Origin of the sequence: Desulfovibrio sp. 3_1_syn3 (assembly GCF_000145315.2) — a bacterium.
In the GTDB taxonomy this organism is placed as follows: Bacteria; Desulfobacterota; Desulfovibrionia; order Desulfovibrionales; family Desulfovibrionaceae; genus Desulfovibrio; species Desulfovibrio fairfieldensis.
Genome location: NZ_ADDR02000001.1, coordinates 1284081 through 1305510, shown reverse-complemented (window position 1 = coordinate 1305510; position 21430 = coordinate 1284081). Strand labels below are relative to the sequence as shown.

17 protein-coding genes and 1 tRNA gene are annotated in these 21430 nt (G+C 64.6%); 11 read left to right on the top strand and 7 right to left on the bottom strand.

The window, feature by feature from the left end; genetic code table 11:
- Positions 1 to 15: 15 nt before the first annotated feature.
- From moaC to infA, 3 genes are all read left to right on the top strand, one after another.
- Complete coding sequence (gene moaC, locus HMPREF0326_RS05475) at positions 16 to 507, top strand: cyclic pyranopterin monophosphate synthase MoaC (protein WP_008683504.1); 492 nt, start codon at positions 16 to 18, stop codon at positions 505 to 507.
- A complete protein-coding gene (lgt, locus tag HMPREF0326_RS05470; protein WP_008683503.1) occupies positions 504 to 1298 on the top strand; it encodes a prolipoprotein diacylglyceryl transferase in 795 nt (264 codons plus the stop codon). The genes moaC and lgt overlap by 4 nt, the downstream gene beginning before the upstream one ends.
- Before the next feature lie 263 nt (positions 1299 to 1561).
- Positions 1562 to 1780, top strand: a complete 219-nt coding sequence (gene infA / locus HMPREF0326_RS05465; RefSeq protein WP_006008898.1) for a translation initiation factor IF-1 — start codon at positions 1562 to 1564, stop codon at positions 1778 to 1780.
- Between the two features lie 388 nt (positions 1781 to 2168).
- Here the strand turns inward: infA and HMPREF0326_RS05460 are convergent, their stop codons facing one another.
- A complete protein-coding gene (locus HMPREF0326_RS05460) occupies positions 2169 to 2639 on the bottom strand; it encodes a phosphatidylglycerophosphatase A family protein (RefSeq protein WP_008683501.1) in 471 nt (156 codons plus the stop codon).
- Between the two features lie 139 nt (positions 2640 to 2778).
- Between HMPREF0326_RS05460 and HMPREF0326_RS05455 the strand changes: the two genes are divergently transcribed.
- Positions 2779 to 3198: a hypothetical protein gene (locus HMPREF0326_RS05455; protein WP_008683500.1), complete on the top strand. Its 420-nt coding sequence runs from the start codon at positions 2779 to 2781 to the stop codon at positions 3196 to 3198.
- A 43-nt stretch (positions 3199 to 3241) separates the two neighbouring features.
- A tRNA-Leu gene (locus HMPREF0326_RS05450) sits at positions 3242 to 3327 on the top strand.
- A gap of 79 nt (positions 3328 to 3406) precedes the next feature.
- Here the strand turns inward: HMPREF0326_RS05450 and HMPREF0326_RS05445 are convergent.
- From HMPREF0326_RS05445 to HMPREF0326_RS05435, 3 genes are read right to left on the bottom strand one after another with little or no spacing between them, the layout of a single operon-like run.
- Positions 3407 to 3892, bottom strand: a complete 486-nt coding sequence (locus tag HMPREF0326_RS05445) for an acetyltransferase (protein ID WP_020990287.1) — start codon at positions 3890 to 3892, stop codon at positions 3407 to 3409.
- A 41-nt stretch (positions 3893 to 3933) separates the two neighbouring features.
- On the bottom strand, positions 3934 to 7992 hold the full coding sequence (locus HMPREF0326_RS17480; protein WP_020990286.1) for a translocation/assembly module TamB domain-containing protein: 4059 nt from the start codon (positions 7990 to 7992) through the stop codon (positions 3934 to 3936).
- Entirely contained in the window at positions 7992 to 10046 is a 2055-nt protein-coding gene (locus HMPREF0326_RS05435; RefSeq protein WP_035073166.1) for an autotransporter assembly complex protein TamA, read from the bottom strand. The genes HMPREF0326_RS17480 and HMPREF0326_RS05435 overlap by 1 nt, the downstream gene beginning before the upstream one ends.
- Before the next feature lie 166 nt (positions 10047 to 10212).
- On the opposite strand from HMPREF0326_RS05435, the gene HMPREF0326_RS05430 reads away from it, so the two are divergent.
- Positions 10213 to 10560 carry a DsrE family protein gene (locus HMPREF0326_RS05430; protein ID WP_008683495.1) on the top strand — a complete coding sequence of 116 codons (348 nt, stop codon included), beginning with the start codon at positions 10213 to 10215 and terminating at the stop codon, positions 10558 to 10560.
- A 95-nt stretch (positions 10561 to 10655) separates the two neighbouring features.
- Positions 10656 to 11864: a hydroxyethylthiazole kinase gene (thiM, locus tag HMPREF0326_RS05425; RefSeq protein WP_020990284.1), complete on the top strand. Its 1209-nt coding sequence runs from the start codon at positions 10656 to 10658 to the stop codon at positions 11862 to 11864.
- A gap of 48 nt (positions 11865 to 11912) precedes the next feature.
- Here thiM and HMPREF0326_RS05420 read toward each other — a convergent pair whose 3' ends face one another.
- From HMPREF0326_RS05420 to HMPREF0326_RS05410, 3 genes are all read right to left on the bottom strand, one after another.
- On the bottom strand, positions 11913 to 12722 hold the full coding sequence (locus tag HMPREF0326_RS05420; protein ID WP_232224909.1) for a serine/threonine protein kinase: 810 nt from the start codon (positions 12720 to 12722) through the stop codon (positions 11913 to 11915).
- Positions 12723 to 12891: 169 nt separating this feature from the next.
- A complete protein-coding gene (gene typA, locus HMPREF0326_RS05415; RefSeq protein WP_008683491.1) occupies positions 12892 to 14727 on the bottom strand; it encodes a translational GTPase TypA in 1836 nt (611 codons plus the stop codon).
- Positions 14728 to 14886: 159 nt separating this feature from the next.
- The gene (locus HMPREF0326_RS05410) at positions 14887 to 15738 is read right to left on the bottom strand and encodes a purine-nucleoside phosphorylase (protein WP_008683490.1); all 852 of its coding nucleotides are present in this window, start codon (positions 15736 to 15738) and stop codon (positions 14887 to 14889) included.
- Between the two features lie 217 nt (positions 15739 to 15955).
- On the opposite strand from HMPREF0326_RS05410, the gene HMPREF0326_RS05405 reads away from it, so the two are divergent.
- From HMPREF0326_RS05405 to HMPREF0326_RS05390, 4 genes are all read left to right on the top strand, one after another.
- Positions 15956 to 17374, top strand: a complete 1419-nt coding sequence (locus tag HMPREF0326_RS05405; RefSeq protein WP_035061541.1) for a biotin carboxylase N-terminal domain-containing protein — start codon at positions 15956 to 15958, stop codon at positions 17372 to 17374.
- A gap of 19 nt (positions 17375 to 17393) precedes the next feature.
- Complete coding sequence (locus tag HMPREF0326_RS05400) at positions 17394 to 18077, top strand: DUF1847 domain-containing protein (RefSeq protein ID WP_008683488.1); 684 nt, start codon at positions 17394 to 17396, stop codon at positions 18075 to 18077.
- 16 nt (positions 18078 to 18093) lie between these two features.
- On the top strand, positions 18094 to 20343 hold the full coding sequence (locus HMPREF0326_RS05395) for an acetyl-CoA carboxylase carboxyl transferase subunit alpha/beta (protein WP_008683487.1): 2250 nt from the start codon (positions 18094 to 18096) through the stop codon (positions 20341 to 20343).
- 416 nt (positions 20344 to 20759) lie between these two features.
- Positions 20760 to 21410 carry a biotin attachment protein gene (locus tag HMPREF0326_RS05390; protein ID WP_008683485.1) on the top strand — a complete coding sequence of 217 codons (651 nt, stop codon included), beginning with the start codon at positions 20760 to 20762 and terminating at the stop codon, positions 21408 to 21410.
- Positions 21411 to 21430: the final 20 nt, after the last annotated feature.

Here is a 21430-nt window from a genome sequence, read left to right as displayed (position 1 = left end):
ATAAGGATTCGCAGTATGGAACATACATTTTCACATCTGGACGCCCAGGGCAACGTAACCATGGTGGATGTGGGCGACAAGGCCCCCAGCAAGCGCGTGGCCATTGCCGAGGCCGTGGTGGAGCTGGCCCCGGCCACCTTGGAACTGCTGAAAAAATCCGCCCTGCCCAAGGGCGACGTGCTGGCCTGCGCCAAAATCGGCGGCATTATGGCGGCCAAACGCACCAGCCAGCTGATTCCGCTCTGCCACAGCCTGAATCTGACCTTTGCGGACGTCCGTTTTGAAGTGCGCGACATGCCGCCCCAGGTGCGTATTGAGGCCGAGGCCCGCACCGTGGGCAGCACCGGCGTGGAAATGGAAGCCATTGTGGCGGCCCAGAGCGCCGCGGCCGTTATTTACGACATGTGCAAGGCCGTGCAGCGCGACATCGTCATCAGCCGGGTGCGCCTGCTGCACAAGAGCGGCGGCAAAAGCGGCGAATTCAACGCTCCGGAATTGCCCGCATGACCATGCCGCATATTGATCCCGTAGCCATTTCCATCGGCAGCCTCCAGTTGCGCTGGTACGGCCTCATGTACCTCATCGGTTTTGCCGTGGGCTGGGGCCTGGGCCGCTGGCGGGCGTCGCGCCCCGGTTCGGGCTGGCGTCCCGCCGATGTGGACGACCTGCTGACCTGCGTCATGCTGGGCATCATTCTGGGCGGCCGCCTGGGCTATGTGCTCTTTTACGATCTGCCGGTCTACATCCATGATCCCGTGGAAATCCTGCGCATCTGGAACGGCGGCATGTCCTTCCACGGCGGGCTGCTGGGTGTGCTCGGGGCCTTCTGGTACTTCGCGCGCAGCCGCAAAAAGTCCTTCCTGGAAGTCTCGGACTTTGTGGCCCCATTGGTGCCGCAGGGCCTCTTTTTCGGACGCCTGGGCAACTTCATCAACGGCGAGCTTTGGGGCAAAGTCAGCGACGCGCCCTGGGCGATGGTCTTTCCCGGCGGCGGCCCGTATGCGCGTCATCCTTCCCAGCTCTACGAAGCCCTGCTGGAAGGCCTGCTGCTGTTCATCGTGGTCTGGGTATACTCCGGCAAGCCGCGCAAGCCCGGCGCGGTGTCCGGGCTGTTTGCCGTGGGTTACGGCCTGTCCCGTTTTATGGTGGAATTCGTGCGCGTGCCCGACGCCCAGCTGGGCTACCTGGCCTTCGGCTGGCTCACCATGGGGCAGGCGCTCTGCCTGCCGTTGATTCTGGTGGGCTTGTGGCTGCTCTTCCGCAAGGACGACAGCCCGCACGGTTCCGCACGGACCTGAACAGGCTCTGAACGCGCCCGGAAGCGCCACGGGGCCAGGCCCGCCGCGCGATACGCCGGGCTTGCGGATGCCGTGCGCCGCTCCGGTTGACAGGTGCGGGCTTTTTTGTGAAGCTGTCCGCCGTTCAGAGCGGCTTAATTTCGGGAAGCCGGGCCGTCTGTGGGATTTCAAAAAAATCCCCACCGCGAGGGCGGCAGCGCCGCTTTGCCGTCACACAACACGTTCACGCGCACATTGCCAAATACGTTTTTTACGGAGGCCCCATGGCTAAGGAAGGTTCCATTGAAGTTGACGGCGTGGTGCAGGAAGCACTGCCCAACGCCATGTTCCGCGTGGAGCTGGAAAACGGCCACGAAGTGCTGGCCCATATTTCCGGTAAAATGCGCAAATTCTATATCCGCATTCTGCCCGGCGACCGCGTCAAGGTGGAACTCTCCCCCTATGATCTCACGCGCGGCCGCATCACCTATCGCATGAAGTAGCGCCGGGCACGGCGATTTCTTTTTTCCGCTTTTCCCTGCATATTCCGCCGGAATCCGTCGGTGCGCCCGCTTTGCGCGGCGCTCCGGCGTCATGCCGCGTGTCTTCGGAAAAATCCCGGCTGGGGCCTGTTGACGCTATAGAATTTTTGTTCGCCCGCAAGGAAGATAAGCCTGCTTTGAGGGAGTGTACTCTTTGCAACGCAGGAGCTTTAGCCGTAGGCGAACTTGTGAGCCGTACGGATAAAGACAGCAACGCCCAACTACGGATGAAGACAGCATGCGTAACGACACAGCCTTTTCCATGCAATTACTGTCGCCATCCGTAAGTCCTTCGGACAACGGCTGCCGCGCATAGTGAGCGGGCAAAAAGGCATAGTGTCAGCAGGCCCTAAACCAGCCCGACCCAGTGCAACACCCCCACGCACAGCAGGGCCCAGAGCCCGGCCAGCACGTCGTCCAGCATGACCCCGAAACCGTCGGGCAGCCAGTTTTCCGAGGCGCGCACCGGCCAGGGCTTGGCGATGTCGAAAATGCGGAAGAACACAAAGGCCGCGACCACCAGCGAGACCCCCGGTGTGGCAAACGGCAGCAGCACCAGCCAGACGCCCACCAGTTCGTCAATGACCACTTCGCCGGGGTCTTTGCGGCCCAGCAGCTTTTCCGCGCGCGTGGCGGCCAGCGCGCCCAGCACAAAGAGCAGCAGCAGCGCCAGCACGCGCCAGCCCATGCCGAGCGGCAGAAAGACAAAGGGCGCCAGCAGGCAGGCCAAGGCCGTGCCCCAGGTGCCCGGAGCCTTGGGAGCCAGCCCGGCCACGCCCAAGCGACAGAACGCCAGTACGCAGGTATCCCGGAAACGCATAGTTCCTCCTGTTCGGAATTGCCGCGCGGCGGCCTGTTCCGTGTATATTTCGTGTATAGCGGCTTTTCACTCCCAAGACCAGCCGCGTGTTGCCTAATGCCGGGCTTTGACATATAAAAATCGGCAGATTGAGGCCGCCATGGACAAAAATCGCAGTGAGGTTTTCGGGCAGTTCAGCTACGACGAAAGCCTGACCTACGAAGAACTGCTGGATGTGGAAAGCACGCTGATCGCCGACCTGGAAGCCCTGCTGCTACGGGCCGGAGCGACACACCTGGATTTCACGCCGCTGGGCGACGCGCTGATGTGCCAGTGCGCCTTTGAAGCGCACAAGCTCTACGTCTACCGCAAAATCGCCCAGGAAGCGGCGGCCCTGCTGCCGCGCGGCGTCACGGGGCGGCTGCTCTGCCTGGACAAAAGCCTGGCCGCCCTGCATGTCTACTGGATTCAGGCCGGTCAGTGGCAGGAAGAGGAGCGTCCCGTGCCCGAGGCCCCCCCCCAGGGGCTGAAAACCTGGCGCGTGCCGCCCGCCCCGGCGGCAACGGAAGGAGAAGAGTGACGGCGGCGCGCCCTCGCGGCAGCGGCCTGATGTGACGCACTATGCCCGGATGGTGGAATTGGTAGACACAAGGGACTTAAAATCCCTCACGCACAGCGTATGTCGGTTCGAGTCCGACTCCGGGTACCAGGAAATCAACAAACATCCCGGATTCGTTCAGATGGCGAATCCGGGATGTTTTACTAATCCTGAAAATGCGCCGGCCGGTTTATCCCCGCCAAGCCAGATACAGCAGAGGATAGGGCCGTCCCGCGTTGTCCAGGGCTGACCGCCCTGTCACCGCAAAGCCTTGGCGCTGATAAAAGGCCAGAGCCCGCGCATTCTGCTCGTTGACTTCCAGGCTGAGCGCGCCGTGCAGGTCCCGGGCGTGCCGCAGCAGGACCTTGCCCACGCCGCGCCCGAAATATTCCGGTTCCACAAAAAGCATTTCCACATGCGCTCCGTCACAGCCCAGAAAGCCCACCGGGCAGCCTTCTTCTTTCGCCAGCCAGACTTCATCCACACCCGGCAGATAGACGTCTGCCACTTCCGCGTAAATCCGCTCCAGATCACCGGGCAGCAAAAAGTCATGCGTGGCCTCCACGCTGCGCCGCCACAGTTCAGCCAGGGCCGGGAAATCATCGGCCATTGCCCGGCGGACGGGCCAGGACGGATTGCCGGAAGCGGCGGAAGCGGAATGTGGCGGTACGGACATGGCGGCCCTTCCATTATACGACACAGGCGGCGACGGACGGATCAGTAATTGTACTTCCAGCGCACGCCGCCCCAGGTATCCTGCTGTTCGGTGCGGAGTTCCAGATTGATGCGCGGGGTCAGTTCCAGCTGGATGATAAAGGCCGTGCTGTCCGGCTTCATGCCCTGCTCCACGCCCACGTAGATCAGGTCGCCGATGTACTTGCCCATTTCCAGGGTGGTGCCCCCCGCGGTCTGGTCACCGGGTTCTCCGGCGGCCCCGGTGGACGTGGTGCCGAGGCGCAGCACGTCCACGCCCAAGGCCTTGCGCGTGAAGTCGAGCATGCCTCCCCCGCCCGAGCCGAAACCGGCCAGCTGGGCCACGGCCCCTGCCAGCTGCAGGGCCTCCAGGCGGCTCAGCTCATTGGCGCTGCGGCCAAAAAGAATCCGGGAGAGGATTTCATCCTTGGGCAGGCTGGGCTCGCTGCTCAGGCTGAGCTTCATCTTGCTCACCGTGCCGCTGATGGTGATGTGAGCCGTGAGGTCCGGCGTTTCATTGGTCATCACAATATCCAGCAGGGGATTGCTCAAGGAACCGCCGCCAAAGGTGATGACCCCGCGCGTGAGCGCGAAATTCTTGGTCAGGAAATCGAAATTGCCCTTCACGGCGCGCAGTTCCCCGGTAATCAAGGGCGCGGCCGGGCTGCCGCTGACCAGCAGATTGGCCTGCCACTCGCTGGTCAGGCCATGTCCCTCAACGATGAAGCGGCCCGGAGCGCGGATGCGCAGGTTCAGGGAGCCCTGTCCTTCGGCGGCCGCCGCGGGTGCCGCCGGGGCGGCGTCCGTCACGGTAGCGGCTTCCTGAATGGGCAAGGTGGTGATGCTGCCGCCCACGGCCAGGTTGTTGAGCAGCAACGCGCCTTGGTTGATGATGATTTCACCGCGCACGTCCGGAGCCGTGGCGCTGCCCGTAACCTGGGCCTGGCCGGAAAGATTGATGCGCAGATCCCGGCGGCGCAGAGGACGCAAATGGTCCAGCACAGCCCGCAGATCCAGATTGCGGCCGTCCAGCCCGCCGCCGCCCGTCAGGCGCAGGCTGCCGCCCAGGCCGTCGGCCGCGCTGAGTTCCAGATGCATGCTTCCGGCCAGCGGGCCTGTGCCGCCTGCCGCATTCTTCTTTCCGGCCTCTTTCCCGTTCAGGTCCAGGCGCAGATTGATGTCCGTGAGCAGCACGCCCAGCACCAGGTCCTCATAACGGGCCTTGTCCACGCGCAGGCCGCCGGTCACGCGCGGCGCGGCCAACGTGCCCCCCAGATCGAGATTCAGGGATATCCGGCCGTTGAGACGGCGGTCCGCCAGGGGCAACAAGCTCCAGACGGGACCCACGGCCCCCTCCCAGCGTACCTGCCCGGCCAACTGCCCCCGGGGAGCGGGTTTGGGCAGGCCGTCCGGACCGAAAAGCAACGGCAGGCGCAGGTTGAGGCGGGCCTCGCTGCCGCCCAGGGCCTTGACGGCCTGGGGGTCCAGCTCCAGCCGCGCAGCCAGCGCACTGCCTGAGGCGCCGCGCTCAATGCCGCCCACCAGGGCCAGATCCAGCGGGGCCACGGGACTGCCCGGCACGCGCAGACGGCGTACGCCCAGCCGGAAATCCCCGCCGGGCCGGGCCGGGCTGCCGCTGAGCCGCACGCGGGCCTCGGCCGTGCCCAAAGGCAGAGCGGGCACCAGCGCGCGCCAGGGTTCCAGGGCCAAGCCGTCCAGAACGATCCGCAAATCAAGTTTCTCCGGCGCCAGCGCGCCCTGGGCCTGCAAGCGGCCCGAGGGCGACAGGGCCAGATCCAGGCCGGAAACCGCCAGCCCGGCGTCGCCGTAGCGGATCTCCGCGCCGCGCGTGGCGCGCAGTCCCAGAGCCCGCCCTTTGCTTCCCTTGCCGCTGTTGCCCTCGGCCAGCGCCGCGTTCAGGCGCACTTCCAGGGTTTGCAATGCCACCAGGCCGGGCCGCCACTGGATGTTGAGCCGACTTGTCACGCCGCCCGAGCTTTCCAGATTGAGGTCCAGGGGCCCCTGCAAGGGCCCCGAGGCCCGCGCCCGCGCGCCCAGGCGCAGATCGCCCCGGCTCACCCCTTCCAGATCCAGACGCGCCGCCAGCGCCGCCCGGCCGAAAAGATCCGTGAGCCGGGCCTCGCCGTCCAGGCCGCGCACATGCAGCGCCGCATCCCCGCCTTGCGCGGAGCTGAGATTGAAACGGGGAATCTTCCAGCGCAGCAGGACCTGCTGCGCGCCGGGCCCGGAACCGTTTTGCGGCGCTTCCGCGCGTAATTCCAGATCCAGCCCGGCTTCGCCGTCCAGACGCTGCCCCGGCACAAAGGCGGACAGAGCCTGCCAGTCAGCCACGCGCAGCCGGATCGCGCCGTCCAGAACGGGCGCTTTGCCCGGCGTGAGCACGGCGGTCACGTCGCCCGTGCCTTCCAGGCCCGCCGCGCCCAGGCGCAGCTTGCGCAGACCGGCCACAGCCGCCTCCGGCGCGACGCCCGTCGCGTTTTCCGGGCCGCTCCTCAGGTCCGGCCCGTAAAAAAGTTCCGTCGTGAGGCTGAGAGGACGCTGATCCAGCTCGGCGCGCAGGTCCAGCACCAGCCGGGCCTCCCCACGGGCGCCGTCCAGGCCGAGCGCGTCGCCCCAGGCCAGGGGCGCGCCCGTGAGCGCCAGCGTCGTATCCTTGAGGGCATGGCCGTTGCTCTGAATATCCGCGCAGGCCAGACGCAGGTCCACGTCCGGCCGCCGCAACGCGCCCTTGGCGGCCAGCGTGAGGGAGAGCGGCGCGCGCAGCATGGCCAGCACATCCCCGGCCTCTTCCGTGCTCTCTGCGGTTTTTGCCGGAACGGCGGCCGTGTCCGTCGCCGGACTTTGCAGATTGACGTTCAGACTCAGGTCCAGAGGGCCGTCCGGCCAGCCTTCCCGGCCGCTGTGCCACTGCCCCTGCCCTGTGGCCGTCACACGGCCCGCCGTCAGATTCAGGTCGGCCAGGGCCAGCCGCGCCGAGGACGCCGGGCCGGATTCCCTTGCGGTCGTCCCGCCTGCAAGGGCCAGGTTCAAGCGGGCTTCGGAACCCAACAGGTCCGGCGGCAGAGCGTCCACATGGAGCACAGGCCGCCGCAAGACCGCTTCCAGGCGGCTGTCCACGGCCAGGCCCGGCCCCGGTTCCGCTGCGTTGCCCGGCCCTTTGTCCGTCCCCCTATTCGCCCTGGCCGATGGTCCGGCCTGGGCTTCCAGGCTGACTTCCGCCGCCGCGCAACTGAGCACGGACACGGCAACTGGCGCATCCTCCGCGCCGCTCAGGCGCGCCCGGACGTGCAGCTTCGCGCCCTCTTTTCCGGCCGTGAGCCCGGCGTCCAGATCGGCCCTCAAGGCTTGCACTGCGGGAGCCGGAGCAGGCGCGTCAGCAGTTTTCCGCTCCGGCGTCTGTGCTTTTGCCGGGTCCGGCGTTGGCGGCATCGCCGCGCCGCCCAGCAATTCCGACGGCAGCAGGGCGTTTTCCACGCTCAGCGCGTCCAGACGCACCGCGGGCAGCCAACCGGGCAGGTCATTCAAAGCGCGCGCCGCGTCGCCGAGCATCACGCGCAGGCCCTCCACGGTCAGGGGCTGCCCTGGGGCGGGCGGTTCCGGGGCGGGGGGCAGATCGGGCAGACGACGCATTGCCGGATTGGCGCTGTGGATGGACGCAATACGCACAGTGCCGGGCAGGGCATGCCAGTCCCAGGCAAAGCTGTTTTCCGGAGCCGTAAGCCAGACGCCTTGGGCGTCGGCGGCTTCCAGGCCGAAGGAGCAGGCAAAGGGCAGCGGGCCGGAGAGGTGGGTCAGGCGCACCTGCAGGCCGCTTTCCCGCAGGGAGCTTTCCAGAGCGGCATTGACGGTTTCTGTCAGCCAGGCCTGGCCGCTTTCACTGCGCAGCACCCAGGCCAGCCCCCCCAGCGCCGCCAACAGCAGCACCAGCAGAACGGCCAGCGCGCGGCGCAGCCAGCGCGTCCTCCTTTTGGGATGCCTGGGGCGTCCGCTGTGCCCATCCTGCACGGCGGCCGAAGATTGCGTCGCCGGGTTCGCCGGCCGCTCTTCCTTTATCCGCGCCATCAGAAGGACTGCCCTATGCTGATATAGACCTGCACCGGCGGATCACCGTCAATGCGCCGCAGGGGCGTGGCCACGTCCAGGCGTACCGGCCCGATGGGCGTGTAATAGCGCAGGCCCAGGCCCACGCCCCAATCCATGTCGCCGATGATGCGCGGGAACTCGTCCGTATAGACCATGCCGCCGTCCAGAAAAGGCACCAGGCCGATGTTTTCAGTCACTTTGAAGCGCGCCTCCAGATTGACGATCTGGTAGGAGCGCCCGCCCAGGGGGTCGTCCTTGCTGTCGCGCGGCCCCAGGGCCTGATAGGCATAGCCGCGCACCGAACCCGCGCCGCCCGCGTAATAGCGCATGCTTGACGGGATGCTGTGCAGCGGCGAACCGGCCATGGCCCCGCCTTCCACCCGGCCCGCCAGCACCAGGCGGTCGTCGGGACGGCCCGTCTTGTCGCGCATGGGCGCGTAATAGACGCTGGCCGCCAGGCTTCCGGCCATGGCGCTGAACGACTCCTGATAAAAGCCGCCGAAGGGCGTGAGCTTGATCTCCATTTCCGAGCCACTGCTGGGATTGAGCACATTGTTGCGGCTGTCGCGCCGCAGGCTCACGCGGGGGCTGAATACGCCGTAAGGGTGCTCGCTGTTCTCATTATCCTTGAGGGAACCGCTTTCCATGAACACGCCGACGCCGCCCCACCACTGGCGGGCCAGCTTCCGGTCCAGGCCCGCCGAGGCGTTGCCCGCCATTTTGCGGTAGGCGCTGGTATCTTCGCGCAGGGCCGAGGCCGAGGCCAGCAGGCGCTGCTCGCGCACCAGAAAGGCGGGTTTTTCAAAAGCCGCCTTGATGCCCTGGATTTCCGTGGCCAGAGGCGCGGTGACCGTAAGTTTTTCCCCGTTGTGGAAAAGATTGCGGTGCTCCCAGACGCCTTCCAGGCCCAGACCCGTATCCGTGTCATAGCGGGCGCTGCCGCTGATGGAACGGAAGGGCGCTTCGGCCACGGTAATGTCCGCGGGCAGCACGGCCACGCCGCCGCCCTCGCCGCTTTTTTCCAGATCCGCCGAGGCCGGGGCCGCCTCCACGGAGCGGAACAGACCCAGGCCGCGCAGGGTATTGGCGTAATCGTCCAGCAATTCGCTGTCCCAGGGCTCGTCGCCCGGCGTCCAGGGCGTCAGCCGTTGCAGATATTCGGCGTTGACATCCTGCGCGCCGTGCACGCGGACGGCCCCCATGAGCGCGGGCGGTCCGGTCCGGACCAGGATATCGGCATTGAGCGTGCGGGCCTCGCGGTTCAGGGTATAGCGGGCGTCGGCCACCTTGGCCAGGGGATAGCCCTCGCGGCGGAAGCGTTCCGGCAGGGCGTCCACGGCGGCCAGCATGGCGTCGGCGGTCACCGGCTGCCCCACGTTCACGCCGGGCAGGCTTGCCGGAAAGGACGGCGGGGGCACCGCCTCCCGCTCCAGGCCCCAGAAGCCCGTTTCGCGGCTGCGGTTCTTAAAGGATTCCGGCACCACGGGCGCGGGCTCGTAGCGCACGTCGGCCCGGCCCAGCGTGTAGCGCGGGCCCGGTTCCAGCAGCAGCGTCACCTTCACGGGGGAGGCGGCCTCGTCCATGCTGAAAGAAGCCTTGCCGTCATAATAGGATTGGGAATGGAGCAGCTTGAGCGCGGTTTCCGTATCGGCGCGGGCACGGCGTTCCAGGGCCAGCATGCTGTCCGGCGGCTCCTTGGCGAGCTGGGCGAGCTGGCTGGCGGCCTTCATCTTGCCCTCCAGGGAGGACGGCCCGTCGCGCACCTCAATGCGCAGGGCATAGGGAATGGGCTTGCCCTGCCAGGCCGGGTCCGGCTCGGCGCCCTGTCCGGAGTCCGCCACCTCGGGCCCGGCATCGCCGTTCCTGGCCAGCAGGCCGCAACCGTTGAGCAGGCCCGGCAGAACCAGCAGGGCGGCCAGCATCAGAACACGCGCCGACTGCCCGGCCCGTGGGCGAGGCCGGGCGTCGATAAAAAAAAGCCGTCCGCCGACGGCGTGGAAAAAACATAAAAGAGTAACGAATGCGCAACGCATAGTATATTCCATATACGCTTGAGCGTCAGCGCGCGCAAGCCGGGTTTCACACGAGGGCGAAAAAAACGCCGCAGCGCCCGCCCGCTTGGCAAAGCCGCGCCGCTTTGCTAGCGTAAATGCCGTTTCCGCCATATCGCGGATCCGTGAAACTCTCTGGAGAATACTTATGAATTATGATCTCTGCCTGCATATAGACAGCAACGACCCCGCCATGCTGCGCCTGGTGCTGAAAAACGCGGCCAACTACATCAAGGGCCTGCCCGGCGAAAAATTTCAACTGGCCGTGGTTGCCAACGGCCCCGCCGTAACCCTGTTCACGGACGAACACGCGGATCTGCGCGAACTGGCCGCGCCGCTTCTGGCCCAGGGCGTGCGCGTCATGCTCTGCGCCAATGCCCTGGCGGACAACAAGATCGACCATGCCCGCCTCTGGCCGGGCTGCTCGGTGGTGCCCGCCGGTCTGGTGGAAGTGGTGCGCCTGCAACGCGAAGGTTTTGCGTACATCAAACCTTAACAAGGTACGTTGCACAACAGACAAAGCCCCCGTTTCCGGCTCGCGGGACGGGGGCTTTCCCATGACGCGGGCGTGGGCAAAGGAGCGCGGGAAGAATGATCGCCAGAACCTGGCACGGCTTGACGCCGCTGGAAACAAAGACGGCTTTCCGAAAGTATCTGGAACAAACCGGCGTCAGAGACGCCCTGGCCCTGCCCGGCAACCGGGGGGCCTTTGTTTCAGTTGTGGACCAGGGCGCTTACGCCCATTTCTTTCTCTGCACATTCTGGGAAAGCCGGGAGGACGTCCTTGCCTACGCCGGAGACAATCCCTCACAGGCGGTCACCTATCCGGAAGATGCCGCCTTCGGCCTGATTTCCGACCCCATCGTCATCCATCAGGAAGTGCCGGAGGCGCGCAATCCCTTCGTGGAAGGCGGACCGAGGCAAAACCTCCTTGAATCCGCAAGCGGTCGGGAAAATCCGCCACTGGAAGCCGTTGCGGAAACCCTGCGCGCCGTAAGGCAAACAAGCCCGCTTGTGCATTTCATCACAAATTACGTCACGGTCAATGACTGCGCCAACATCACCCTGGCGGCGGGCGCTTCGCCGATCATGGCTGACGACGCCCGCGAGGCCGGGCAGATCACGGGCCTCTGCTCGGCCCTGGTGCTGAACATGGGCACGCTCAACGAACGCACGGTGCAGGCCATGCTCCACGCCGGTCAGACGGCCAACCTTCTGGGCAGGCCCGTGGTTTTTGATCCCGTGGGCGCGGGCGCGTCCGATTTCCGCAACGACACGGCCCTGCGCCTGCTGCGTGAGATCCGCTGCGCCGCCATCAAGGGTAACAATTCGGAAATCAGCTTCCTGGCCGGAGGCATGGCCGACGCCAGGGGCGTGGACGCCGGTCCGGAGAGCCTGGTCACCGAGGACAACCTGGCGGAAAACGCCCGGCGCGCCCGGAAAGTGGCCGCGCTGACCGGCGCGGTGATCATGGTCAGCGGGCCCATCGATATTGTGGCGGACAGCCGGGAGGCCTGGGCCGTGCGCAACGGCCATGCCATGATGGCGCGCATCACGGGCACGGGCTGCATGTCCGCTGCCGTGACCGGCGCATATCTGGGCGCGAATCCGCAAACTCCCCTGCGGGCCTGCGTCTGCGCCATGGCCGCCATGGGCGTCTGCGGCGAGCTGGCCTATGAAAAACTGCGGGCCGTGGACGGGGGCACCGGCTCTTACCGGATCTTCCTGCTGGACGCCATGAGCACACTGGATGCGGAAACCCTGACCGCGCGGGCCCGAGTAGAACGCCTGGAACTGTAAAAGGCTCTTCCCAGGCATCTCCAAAAGCGGCTGCAGGAGCACAACCGATCATTCCCCCTTCACACGGTTCTGAAGATAGTGCCGCTCGACAGTCTCAAGCCAGCCGTCGCCATAGCGCAGCAAAGCCGCGGGCACTTCCGCGTCGCGCGGGTCGCTGCGACTCATAAAAGAATAGGCAAGGCTGTGAAACGCTGTTTTATACAGACGTTTTTCCGTCTGCAGAACGGCTTCCACAGATGCCTGATCCGTGGGAAAAACACGCGGGACAACCTCACCATCCACGATCAGTCGCAGCACCGCGGTCTGCCCCATATCCGGTTTGATATTTCCTTGCTGAAAATCCTCTTCCAGCCTGCGCACCATTTCAGGATAATACCTGTACCTGTATATCAGCAATGCCGCTATGCGGGAATCCAGGTCACCGCTTAACATGAGGGTCTCGATTTTGGCCTCGCAGGTTTTGCCCCGTTCATAATCACTGCGATAGCCTTCCTTGAGCACCAGGGCGTCCCCGTGCGCCTCAAGATAAGGCTTGACCAGCGGGGCCCGCGCCTCCACAGTCAGCGTCTCCGCAGGACCGTTGTTGCAGATGATCCGGGCCAGATGCGGCAGGGCTCTGTCCCGCGTGCGCGGTTCGTGCACCAGGAGCAGTAGAAAATCCGCCATGCCCGTGCCCAGATTCAAAGCAAGATCCCATTCCGCGCTCCCCACATCCAGAAAGAGTTGGGGTTGTTCGGGAAGGGCATCCAGAAAAGCGTCCACATCCCCGGGAGCGCGGGTCATGGCCGCCAGGGCGTAGAGCGTGACAATCCGCTCCACCGGGCCCGCATTAGCCAGGTTATGGCGCAGAATGCGCACATGCTCCGGCCGCTCGGGCAGCCCCACGGAGAGAAAACAGGCTTCCAGGCGCGTATTACGTTCGGGGTCCTGAAACAGTTCGCTGAAGGCCCGCGCCAGAGGCTCGCCGGGGCGGGCCGGTTGCGCCGCCCACGCGCCGCCCGTTTTCCCTTGCCTGCGACAACACGGCTCAGGACTTGCTCTTGGCGGCCTTGCCCGCTATCTGGTAGCGTTTCAGGGACGAAAGCTCGACCTTGCGCAGGCGGAGGGACAGGGGCGTCACTTCCACCAGTTCGTCCTCACGCACGAAGTGCAGGGCATGCTCCAGAGTCATTTTCTTCACCGGGGTGAGAATGACGTTTTCATCCTTGCCCGCTGCGCGCAAGTTGGTGAGCTTCTTTTCCTTGGTGGCGTTGACGTCGATGTCGTTGTCACGGTTGTGCTCGCCCACGATCATGCCCTCGTAGACCGGGTCGCCGGGCTCCACAAAGAGCGTGCCGCGCGGTTCCAGATTGAACAGGGCGTAAGCCACGGCCGAACCGGGGCGGTCCGCCACGATGGAACCGGAAAAACGCGTGGGGAAGTCGCCGCGCCACTCCTCGTACCCTTCCAGATAGGAATTCATGATGCCCGTGCCCTTGGTGTCCGTGAGAAATTCGTCGCGGTATCCGATGAGCCCGCGTGAGGGCACGGAAAATTCCAGGCGCACCCGGCCCGTGCCGTTGTTGGTGCAATTGAGCATACGGCCCTTGCGCTGGGCCAGCTTGTCCGTGACCACGCCCATGAAGATTTCATCGCAGTCCACATAGAGATGCTCAATGGGCTCCAGGGTCTTGCCGTTGGCGTCCTTTTTCAGGATCACCTCCGGCCGCCCCACGGAAAGCTCGAAACCCTCGCGGCGCATGGTCTCAATGAGAATAGCCATCTGGAATTCGCCCCGGCCCTTGACCAGAAAGGCATCACGGTCCGACGTCTCTTCCACCCGGATGGCTACGTTGCGCAGGCTTTCCTTGACCAGACGGTCCTGGATGGCCCGGCTCTGCACAAGTTTGCCTTCGCGCCCGGCCAGGGGCGAGGTGTTGATGCCGAAGCGCATGGCCACGGTGGGCTCGTCCACGCGGATGCGCGGCAGGGCGCGCGGGCTCTCGCGGGTGCAGATGGTGTCGCCGATGGTCACGTCCTCAATGCCCGCCAGCACCACGATGTCGCCGGGCTGTGCCTCCTCCACCTCGGAGAGCTGAAGGCCGTCGTAGACCTGAAGGCGGGTGGCGCGCAGGGGCCGGGCTTCGCCGCCCTCGCCGATGCAGGCCAGGGATTCCTTGGCAAAAACCTTGCCGTGCATGATCCGGCCCACGGCCAGCCGCCCCAGATAGTCCGAGTAATCCAGGTCAGCCACCAGCATCTGGAAGGGCTGCTCCGGATCGTAGGCCGGGCCGGGAATTTTGGTCAGAATGGCTTCGAACAGCGGGGAAAGATCTTCCTGCGGGTCGTCGATATTGTTCATGGCCACGCCCGAACGGCCGATGGCGTAGAGCACGGGGAATTCCAGCTGTTCCTCGCTGGCCCCCAGGTCGATGAACAGATCGTAGATTTCATTGAGCACTTCCTGCGGCCGGGCGTCCTTGCGGTCGATCTTGTTGACGACGACCACCACGGGCAGACCGGCTTCCAGGGTTTTGCGCAGCACGAAGCGAGTCTGCGGCAAGGGGCCTTCGGAAGAGTCCACCAGCAGAATGGCTCCGCTGGCCATGGACAGGGAACGCTCCACCTCGCCGCCGAAATCCGCGTGGCCCGGCGTGTCGATGATGTTGATCTTCACGCCCTTCCAGCGCACGGCGCAGTTCTTGGCGGCAATGGTGATGCCGCGTTCGCGCTCCAGATCCATTTTGTCCATGACGCGGTCGTCCACGCGCTGGTCGGCGCGGAATACGCCGCTCTGCTTGAAAAGGGCGTCCACCAGGGTGGTCTTGCCGTGGTCAACGTGGGCGATAATGGCAACATTGCGGAGAGAATCATTCTGCTGCATGGGAAAAGCCTTGGATTAGAAAAGGATACGGCGGCGACGAACCGGAAGGCCGCCGTAAAAAACAGTGCAAACGCTCTGGAGAGAGGCCGCCGACGGCGGCGCAAACACTGCGGAGCGGGGCTTGTCATCAGCCTGAAGGAGAGGCTTTGTACGCATTTTTCAAAGTTTTGTCACCAAGGCCCTGAGCAGGCGGTCCAGTTTGGCCCCGGCGCGCCCGGCCACGGCGATGATTTCCTCCAGGGGCGCGGGCGCCATGCAGTCCGGCAAATTCTTGTTGGACAGGCAGGAAAAGCCCAACACGCGCATGCCCAGATGCCGCGCCGCGATCACTTCCAGCACGGTGCTCATGCCCACGGCGTCGGCCCCCCACTGGCGGTACATGCGGGTTTCCGCCGGAGTTTCCATTTCCGGCCCATGCACTCCGATGTAGACGCCCCGCTCCAGGCGGATGCCCAGATGCTCCGCCGTTTCTTGGGCCAGGGCCCGCAGTTCAGGGTCAAAAACCACGCTCATGTCCGGAAAGCGCTCGCCCCAGGACGCGCAATTGGGCCCCATGATCGGCGAAACGCCGGTATGGTTGATCTGGTCGGCCATGCACATCAGGTCCCCGGCCTCAAAGAGCGGGTTGAGCGCTCCGGCGGCATTGGTGATGATCAGGGTTTTCACGCCCAGCCCGGCCATGACCCGCACACCCATGCAGACCTCAGCCGGGCTTCTGCCCTCATACAGATGGCAGCGGCCCTGCTGGGCCAGTACCGGCCGCCCGCCCAGGCGGCCCAGGACAAAGGCCCCGTGGTGCGAATCCACGCCGGGCAGCGGAAAACCGGGCAGTTGCGCGAAGGGCGCCACGCAGGGACCGGCCCCGCCCGCGTCGCCAGCCAGGGCGGCTGCCAGGCCCGAAAGGCCGGTGCCCAGGATCAGACCCAGAGGGGCTTCCGCCCCGAAGGCGGAATCGGGCAGGGCGGCGCGCAACGCCTCGACGGCAAGCTGGACTTCTTGTGGATTTTGCATAAGATTATCTCTCGACTTCTGGTAGATTTTCGGGTGAAAGACATCGCCCGGCCACTATAGCCCGCGCGCATCCGGCCCACAAGGGCGGGCGCGCGGCGCGGGCATGCCATAATAGGGAAGAGCACTGTTCCCTGGGGAGAGAGGTTTGAACAAAGCTCAGGACAGCAGCAAAAAAAAGGCCGCCGCCGGCAGCGCCGCCAAAGGCGCTCCCACGGAAATTCCGTTGACCGAGCATAAAATTCTGGTGGCCAACCGGGGCGAGATCGCCATACGCATCATGCGGGCCTGCCGCAAGCTGGGCGTGGCCTTCACGGCCGTGTACACCGCCGAGGACGCGGCCTCGGGCCATGTCCGCCTGGCCCGCGAGGAAGGCGGGGAAAAGAGCCTGTTCCGCGTGTCCTCCTATCACGACGCCAACGAACTGATGGCCGTTGCCGACGAGGCGGGCTGCACCGCCGTGCATCCGGGCTACGGCTTTTTCGCCGAGGATTTCCGTTTCGCCCGCCGGGTCACCAAGCGCGACCGCAAACTGACCTTCATCGGCCCCTCCTGGAAAATCATCCGCGAGCTGGGCGACAAGATCAATACCAAGCGCCTGGCCCGCAGTCTGGGCGTGCCCACGGTGCCTGGTTCGGACCGCCCCATTTACGACGAGATGGAGGCCGAGCGCATCGCCAAGTCGGTCTTTGAATTCCAGGAACAGCAGGGCATCCAGCGCCCGCTGGTGCTGGTCAAGGCCTCGGCGGGCGGCGGCGGCATGGGCATTGAGGAAGTCTACGACCCGGACCAGTTCCGCTCGGTCTACCGGCGCATCCGCAATTACGCCCTGCGCCAGTTCAAGGACGAAGGCGTGCTCATTGAGCAGCGCATCACGGATTTCAACCACCTGGAAGTGCAGATCGTTTCGGACCGCTCGGGCACGAACCCCGTGCACTTCGGCACGCGCAACTGCTCCATCCAGTCAACGGGCCTGCAGAAACGCATTGAGGTCGCGCCGGGCTTCGCGCCGGACGAACTGGAGTATACCTTTAATGCGGGCCGCGTGCTTACGGACATTGTGGACTATTCCCTGACCATGGCCCGCAAGGTGGGCTATGACAACGTGGGCACCTGGGAATGGATCGTCACCCGCAAGGGCGACCCCTTCCTTATGGAGGTCAACACCCGCATCCAGGTGGAAAACGGCGTCTCGGCCCGCATTTCGCGTGTTCGCGGCAAAGAGGGCGTGGATCTCATCGCCGAGCAGATCCGCATCGGCCTGGGCCAGCCCCTGGGCTACACCCAGGCGGAAATCGCCTCCGAGGGCGTGGGCATCGAGTACCGTCTCATCGCCGAGGACCCGGACAACAATTTCACGCCCTGGGTGGGCCGCATCGAGCACTTCCAGTGGAAGGACCAGCCCTGGCTGGCCATGCTGACTCATGTGCCCCGCAACGAGCCCTACGAGATCCCCACGGAATTCGACCCCAACCTGGCCCTGGCGATCATCTGGGGCAAGGACTTGGAGGAGGCCAAGGCCCGCGGCCTGGAATTTCTGGACTCCCTGCGCCTGGAAGGCCAGAACGGCGCGGGCGACCCCCTTAAATCCAATGTGGGCTTTTTGAAGGCCAATACCGGACGCATTCTGCGTTTTTAACCACGGCCAAGGCGTCGGCATGCACAGTTCCTCCCCACCGCCCCGTTGCGCGGCCTGTCCCTTCAAACGCGAAGAGCGGCTCTGTTGCGTGCCGGGCGGCAAACATCCGCCGGACTGCCCTTCGGCGGCGCACACGGACTTGGTGGAGAAGAGCCGCCGGACCTACGCGCAGCCGGACATCCGGCATTTCGCCCGCCAGGCCGCCCGGGTGGAGCGGCACAGCTACGCGAAACTGCCCGACGGCGGGCGCATGCCCTGCCGCCCCCGGATCTTGGAAATCGTGGCCTTTGCCAGGGCCATGGGCTACCATCGTCTGGGCCTGCTCTTTTGTATCGGCCTGCGGCGCGAGGCCGCGGGAGCGGCGGAAATCTTCGAGGCCCAGGGCCTGGAAACAATTTCCGCCGTTTGCAAGGCGGGCGGGCTGTCCAAGAGCGAGCTGGGCCTCTCGGGCGAGGATCTGCTCAACCCGGAGCAGCCGGAAAGCATGTGCAATCCCGTGCTCCAGGCCGAGTTGATGAACAGGGCCCAGGTGGACTTCAACGTGCTGCTGGGACTCTGCGTGGGCCACGACACCCTGGCCCTGCGCCATCTGGAGGCCCCGGCCACCGTGCTGGCCGTCAAGGACCGCATGCTGGGACATAATCCGCTGGCCGCTGTCCAGTGCAGCGGCAGTTATTTCAACTACCTCAAGACACCGATGTAAGCGGCGCACCTAACTTATGGACAACAACATCGAAAAACGCATCCAGAGCCTGCGCGACCGACTGACCTACATGCAGGACATTTTCGCGGGCAAGCACAAGGACAACGCGGACCTGCTGGAAGAGCGGCTCACGGCTTTCGCCGAACGCGCCCGCTCCGGTTCGCTCAACGATCCCTATGCGGAACTGGCCACGGTCGAGGATCTGTTCTCCTATGTGGAGCGCCGTCTGGAAAGCAGCGTCACGCCCATGGACCGGGTGCGCATCGTGCGTCATCCGCAGCGTATCTGCCTGCGCGACATCCTGGAAAACGTCTACGACAACTTCACTGAAGTGGGCGGCCAGGACGAGCACAGCCTGGACCCCAGCATGCTCATCGCCCGCGCGGTGATCACCCGCCGCCGGGGCAAAAAGATTTACACCCAGTCGGTCATGGTCATCGGCCAGGAGAAAGGCCACGGCGCGGAATTCCGCAACGGCGGCTCGGTCAAGCCCTGGGGCAACGCCAAGGCCCTCCAGTACATGCGCGTGGCCGAAACCGAGGGCATTCCCATCCACGCCTATATTTTCACGCCCGGCTCCTTTCCCATTGAGGACTACCCCGGCGCGGCCCAGCAGATCGCCCGCAACATTTACGGCATGGCGGGCCTGCGCGTGCCCGTGGTGGCCGTGATTTCCGAGGGCGGCTCCGGCGGGGCCGAGGCCATCGGCCTGGCGGACAAGCGCCTGATGCTCTCGCACGGCTATTATTCGGTCATTTCGCCGGAAGGCGCCGCGGCCATCGAAGGACGGCTCAAGGCCGGACAGCGCGCCACGCCCGAGCTGATCGAGCACTGCGCCGAAAATCTGCACATCACGGCCCAGGACAATCTGCGCTTCGGCTATATCGACCGAGTGGTGCAGGAGCCGTCCCTGGGCGCGCGGCCCTGGCATTTCGACTTTTTCCGCTCCTTGCGCCAGGAGGTCATCCGGGCCACGGACGAAGTGGTCATCTCCACCCGCAAGATGCCTGTTTTCCGAGGGCTGGCCCTCTCGCGCCACCGCAATCCGGAAGTCAACCTGGACGAGCTGCACATCCGCTGGGGCCTGTCGGCCGCAGCCAAGGACCGTCTGCGCGAACGCCGCCAGCAGAAATTTTTGCGCCTCTCACGCCAGGCCGCGCGCGACCGCCGCCCCTTCCTGACCAAGACCGCCGCCGCCTTCTGGGACTGGTTCTCCAAGCCCTGGGTCAGCTTCAAGTACGATTTCTATCGCAAGCACCAACGCCAGATCCGGGGCTTCATGGAAGAGGTGGACAACGAGTGGGAAATGTTCAAGGGCCGCCTGCTCTCCCCCTGGCGCAAGCTCACCCGCAATCTGCCCAGCCGCGCGGACAACAAGGCCAGGGAACTCACGGCCCTTTCGGCCTGGACGGACGATTCGCGGCGGCACAAGTGGAATTATCTCTCGCCCCGCTACAAGGTCGACCGCACCCTGACCTGTCCCAACAGTGCTTCCTACGGTTGTCTGGATCTCTGGGGTCCGGACCTTTTCGCGGAATTCGCGGGCGTGTGCAGCCACTGCGGCTACCATTTTCCCATGGAGCCCGAATGGTACGTGAAAAACGTCTTCGATCCCGGCTCGGTCTTTGAGTTCAACAGCGAAATCGAGGCGGGCAATCCCCTGGACTTTCCCGGTTTTGCCGAGCGCATCAGCGACGCCCAGAAAAAGACCGGGGCCAAGAGCGGCTGCATGACCTTTGAAGCCCGCATCGACAACACCAAGATGGTGGTTGCCATGCTCATGGGCACCTTCCGGGGCGGCTCGGTGGGCGCGGCCGAAGGCTACAAATTCGTGGAGGCCGCGCAGCGCGCCGCCAAGAAGCGCTACCCCTTCCTGGCCTACGTGCACGGCACGGCGGGCATCCGCATCCAGGAGGGCACCCACGGCGTGATCCAGATGCCGCGCTGCACCGTGGCCGTGCGCCGCTACATCGAATCCGGCGGCCTGTACATGGTGCTGTACGATACCAATTCCTTCGCCGGGCCGGTGGCCAGCTTCCTGGGCTGCTCGCCCTACCAGTTCGCGGTGCGCTCCTCCAACATCGGCTTCGCCGGACCGGGCGTGATCAAGGAAACCACAGGCATGGACATTCCGCCCAAATACCACCGCTCCTACCGCGCGCTGTCGCGCGGCCACATTCAGGGCATCTGGGACCGGAGGCAGATCCGCGCAAACCTCAAGCAGGCTCTGCTTACCATCGGCGGCAGAAACTTGTATTATCGGTAAGGAAGTACTGAGTAATGGTCTTTTTGCCCTTTGCCTGCGTCAGGCTCACCCCGTGCGAAACTCGTGTATGTTTTGATACACTTCGTGACGCCCGACGTTCGCCTTTCTTGGCAAAGGACAAACATCCTCATTACTCAGCACTTCCTCAAAAACACGACCGTTCAAGCTCTGTTTCCTTATACCGCCACGCTGAGCGTAGCGAAGAAGGCGGGTGCCGGTTTGGACGGGTTTTGCAAAAAATAAGATATTTTTTCGCGGTCAAGGAAAGCTCGTTTTTTTGAGCGTAAACGTACTCAGGTACGTGCGCATCAAAAAAACGAGTATGACGCCGACTGCGGGAAAAAAGCTGTTTTTCGTAAAAGACGAACAAAAAATACGCAGAACGCGCCATAGACATAAGCCATAACGGACAGAAAATGATCGACATTTCCGCCTTGCTGGATGAAATCAAGGCCTCGCCCTACCGCGAGATCGTCATTACCGCGCCCCACACCGGGCGGGTGACCTTTGCCGGTCTCAAAACCGGCGACAAGGTCCTGGGGCCCCAGGGTCAGTGGAAGGAAAAACCCGGCACCCAGCTGGCCACACTGGAGCGCGAACGCAATCCCAAGCCCATCTGCACGCCGGAAAAAGGCGAAATCAGCGAGTTGCACAGCGAGCTGGAGGGCTGCTTCGTAGAGGCCGGAACGCCGCTGGCCGTGCTGCGCCACATGCTCACCCGCGAGGAAGTGCAGCGGGCCATTCTGCAGAAGGCCCTGCATCTGTTCCGCGCGCCCGAGCGGGCCAAATACTATTTCACGCCCGAAGTGGACAAGAAAATCCGCGCTTCGGACGCGCATTCCGTAGCGGTGCGGGACGGCATGGAACTTCTGATCATGTCGCGCATGAAACGCGAAGTACCCTTGCACTACACGGGCCCGGACGGCGTCATTTACGCCGTCTACTTCAAGTACAGCGAAAACATGGACACGGGCGCGCCGCTCATCGGCGTTTGCCCGCAGGACCAGCTTCCGGCCATTCAGGACGTGATCATGCGCGTTCAGACCGAATGGACGGAAAAAGAATAACGGCGGCAAATCCCGCGTCA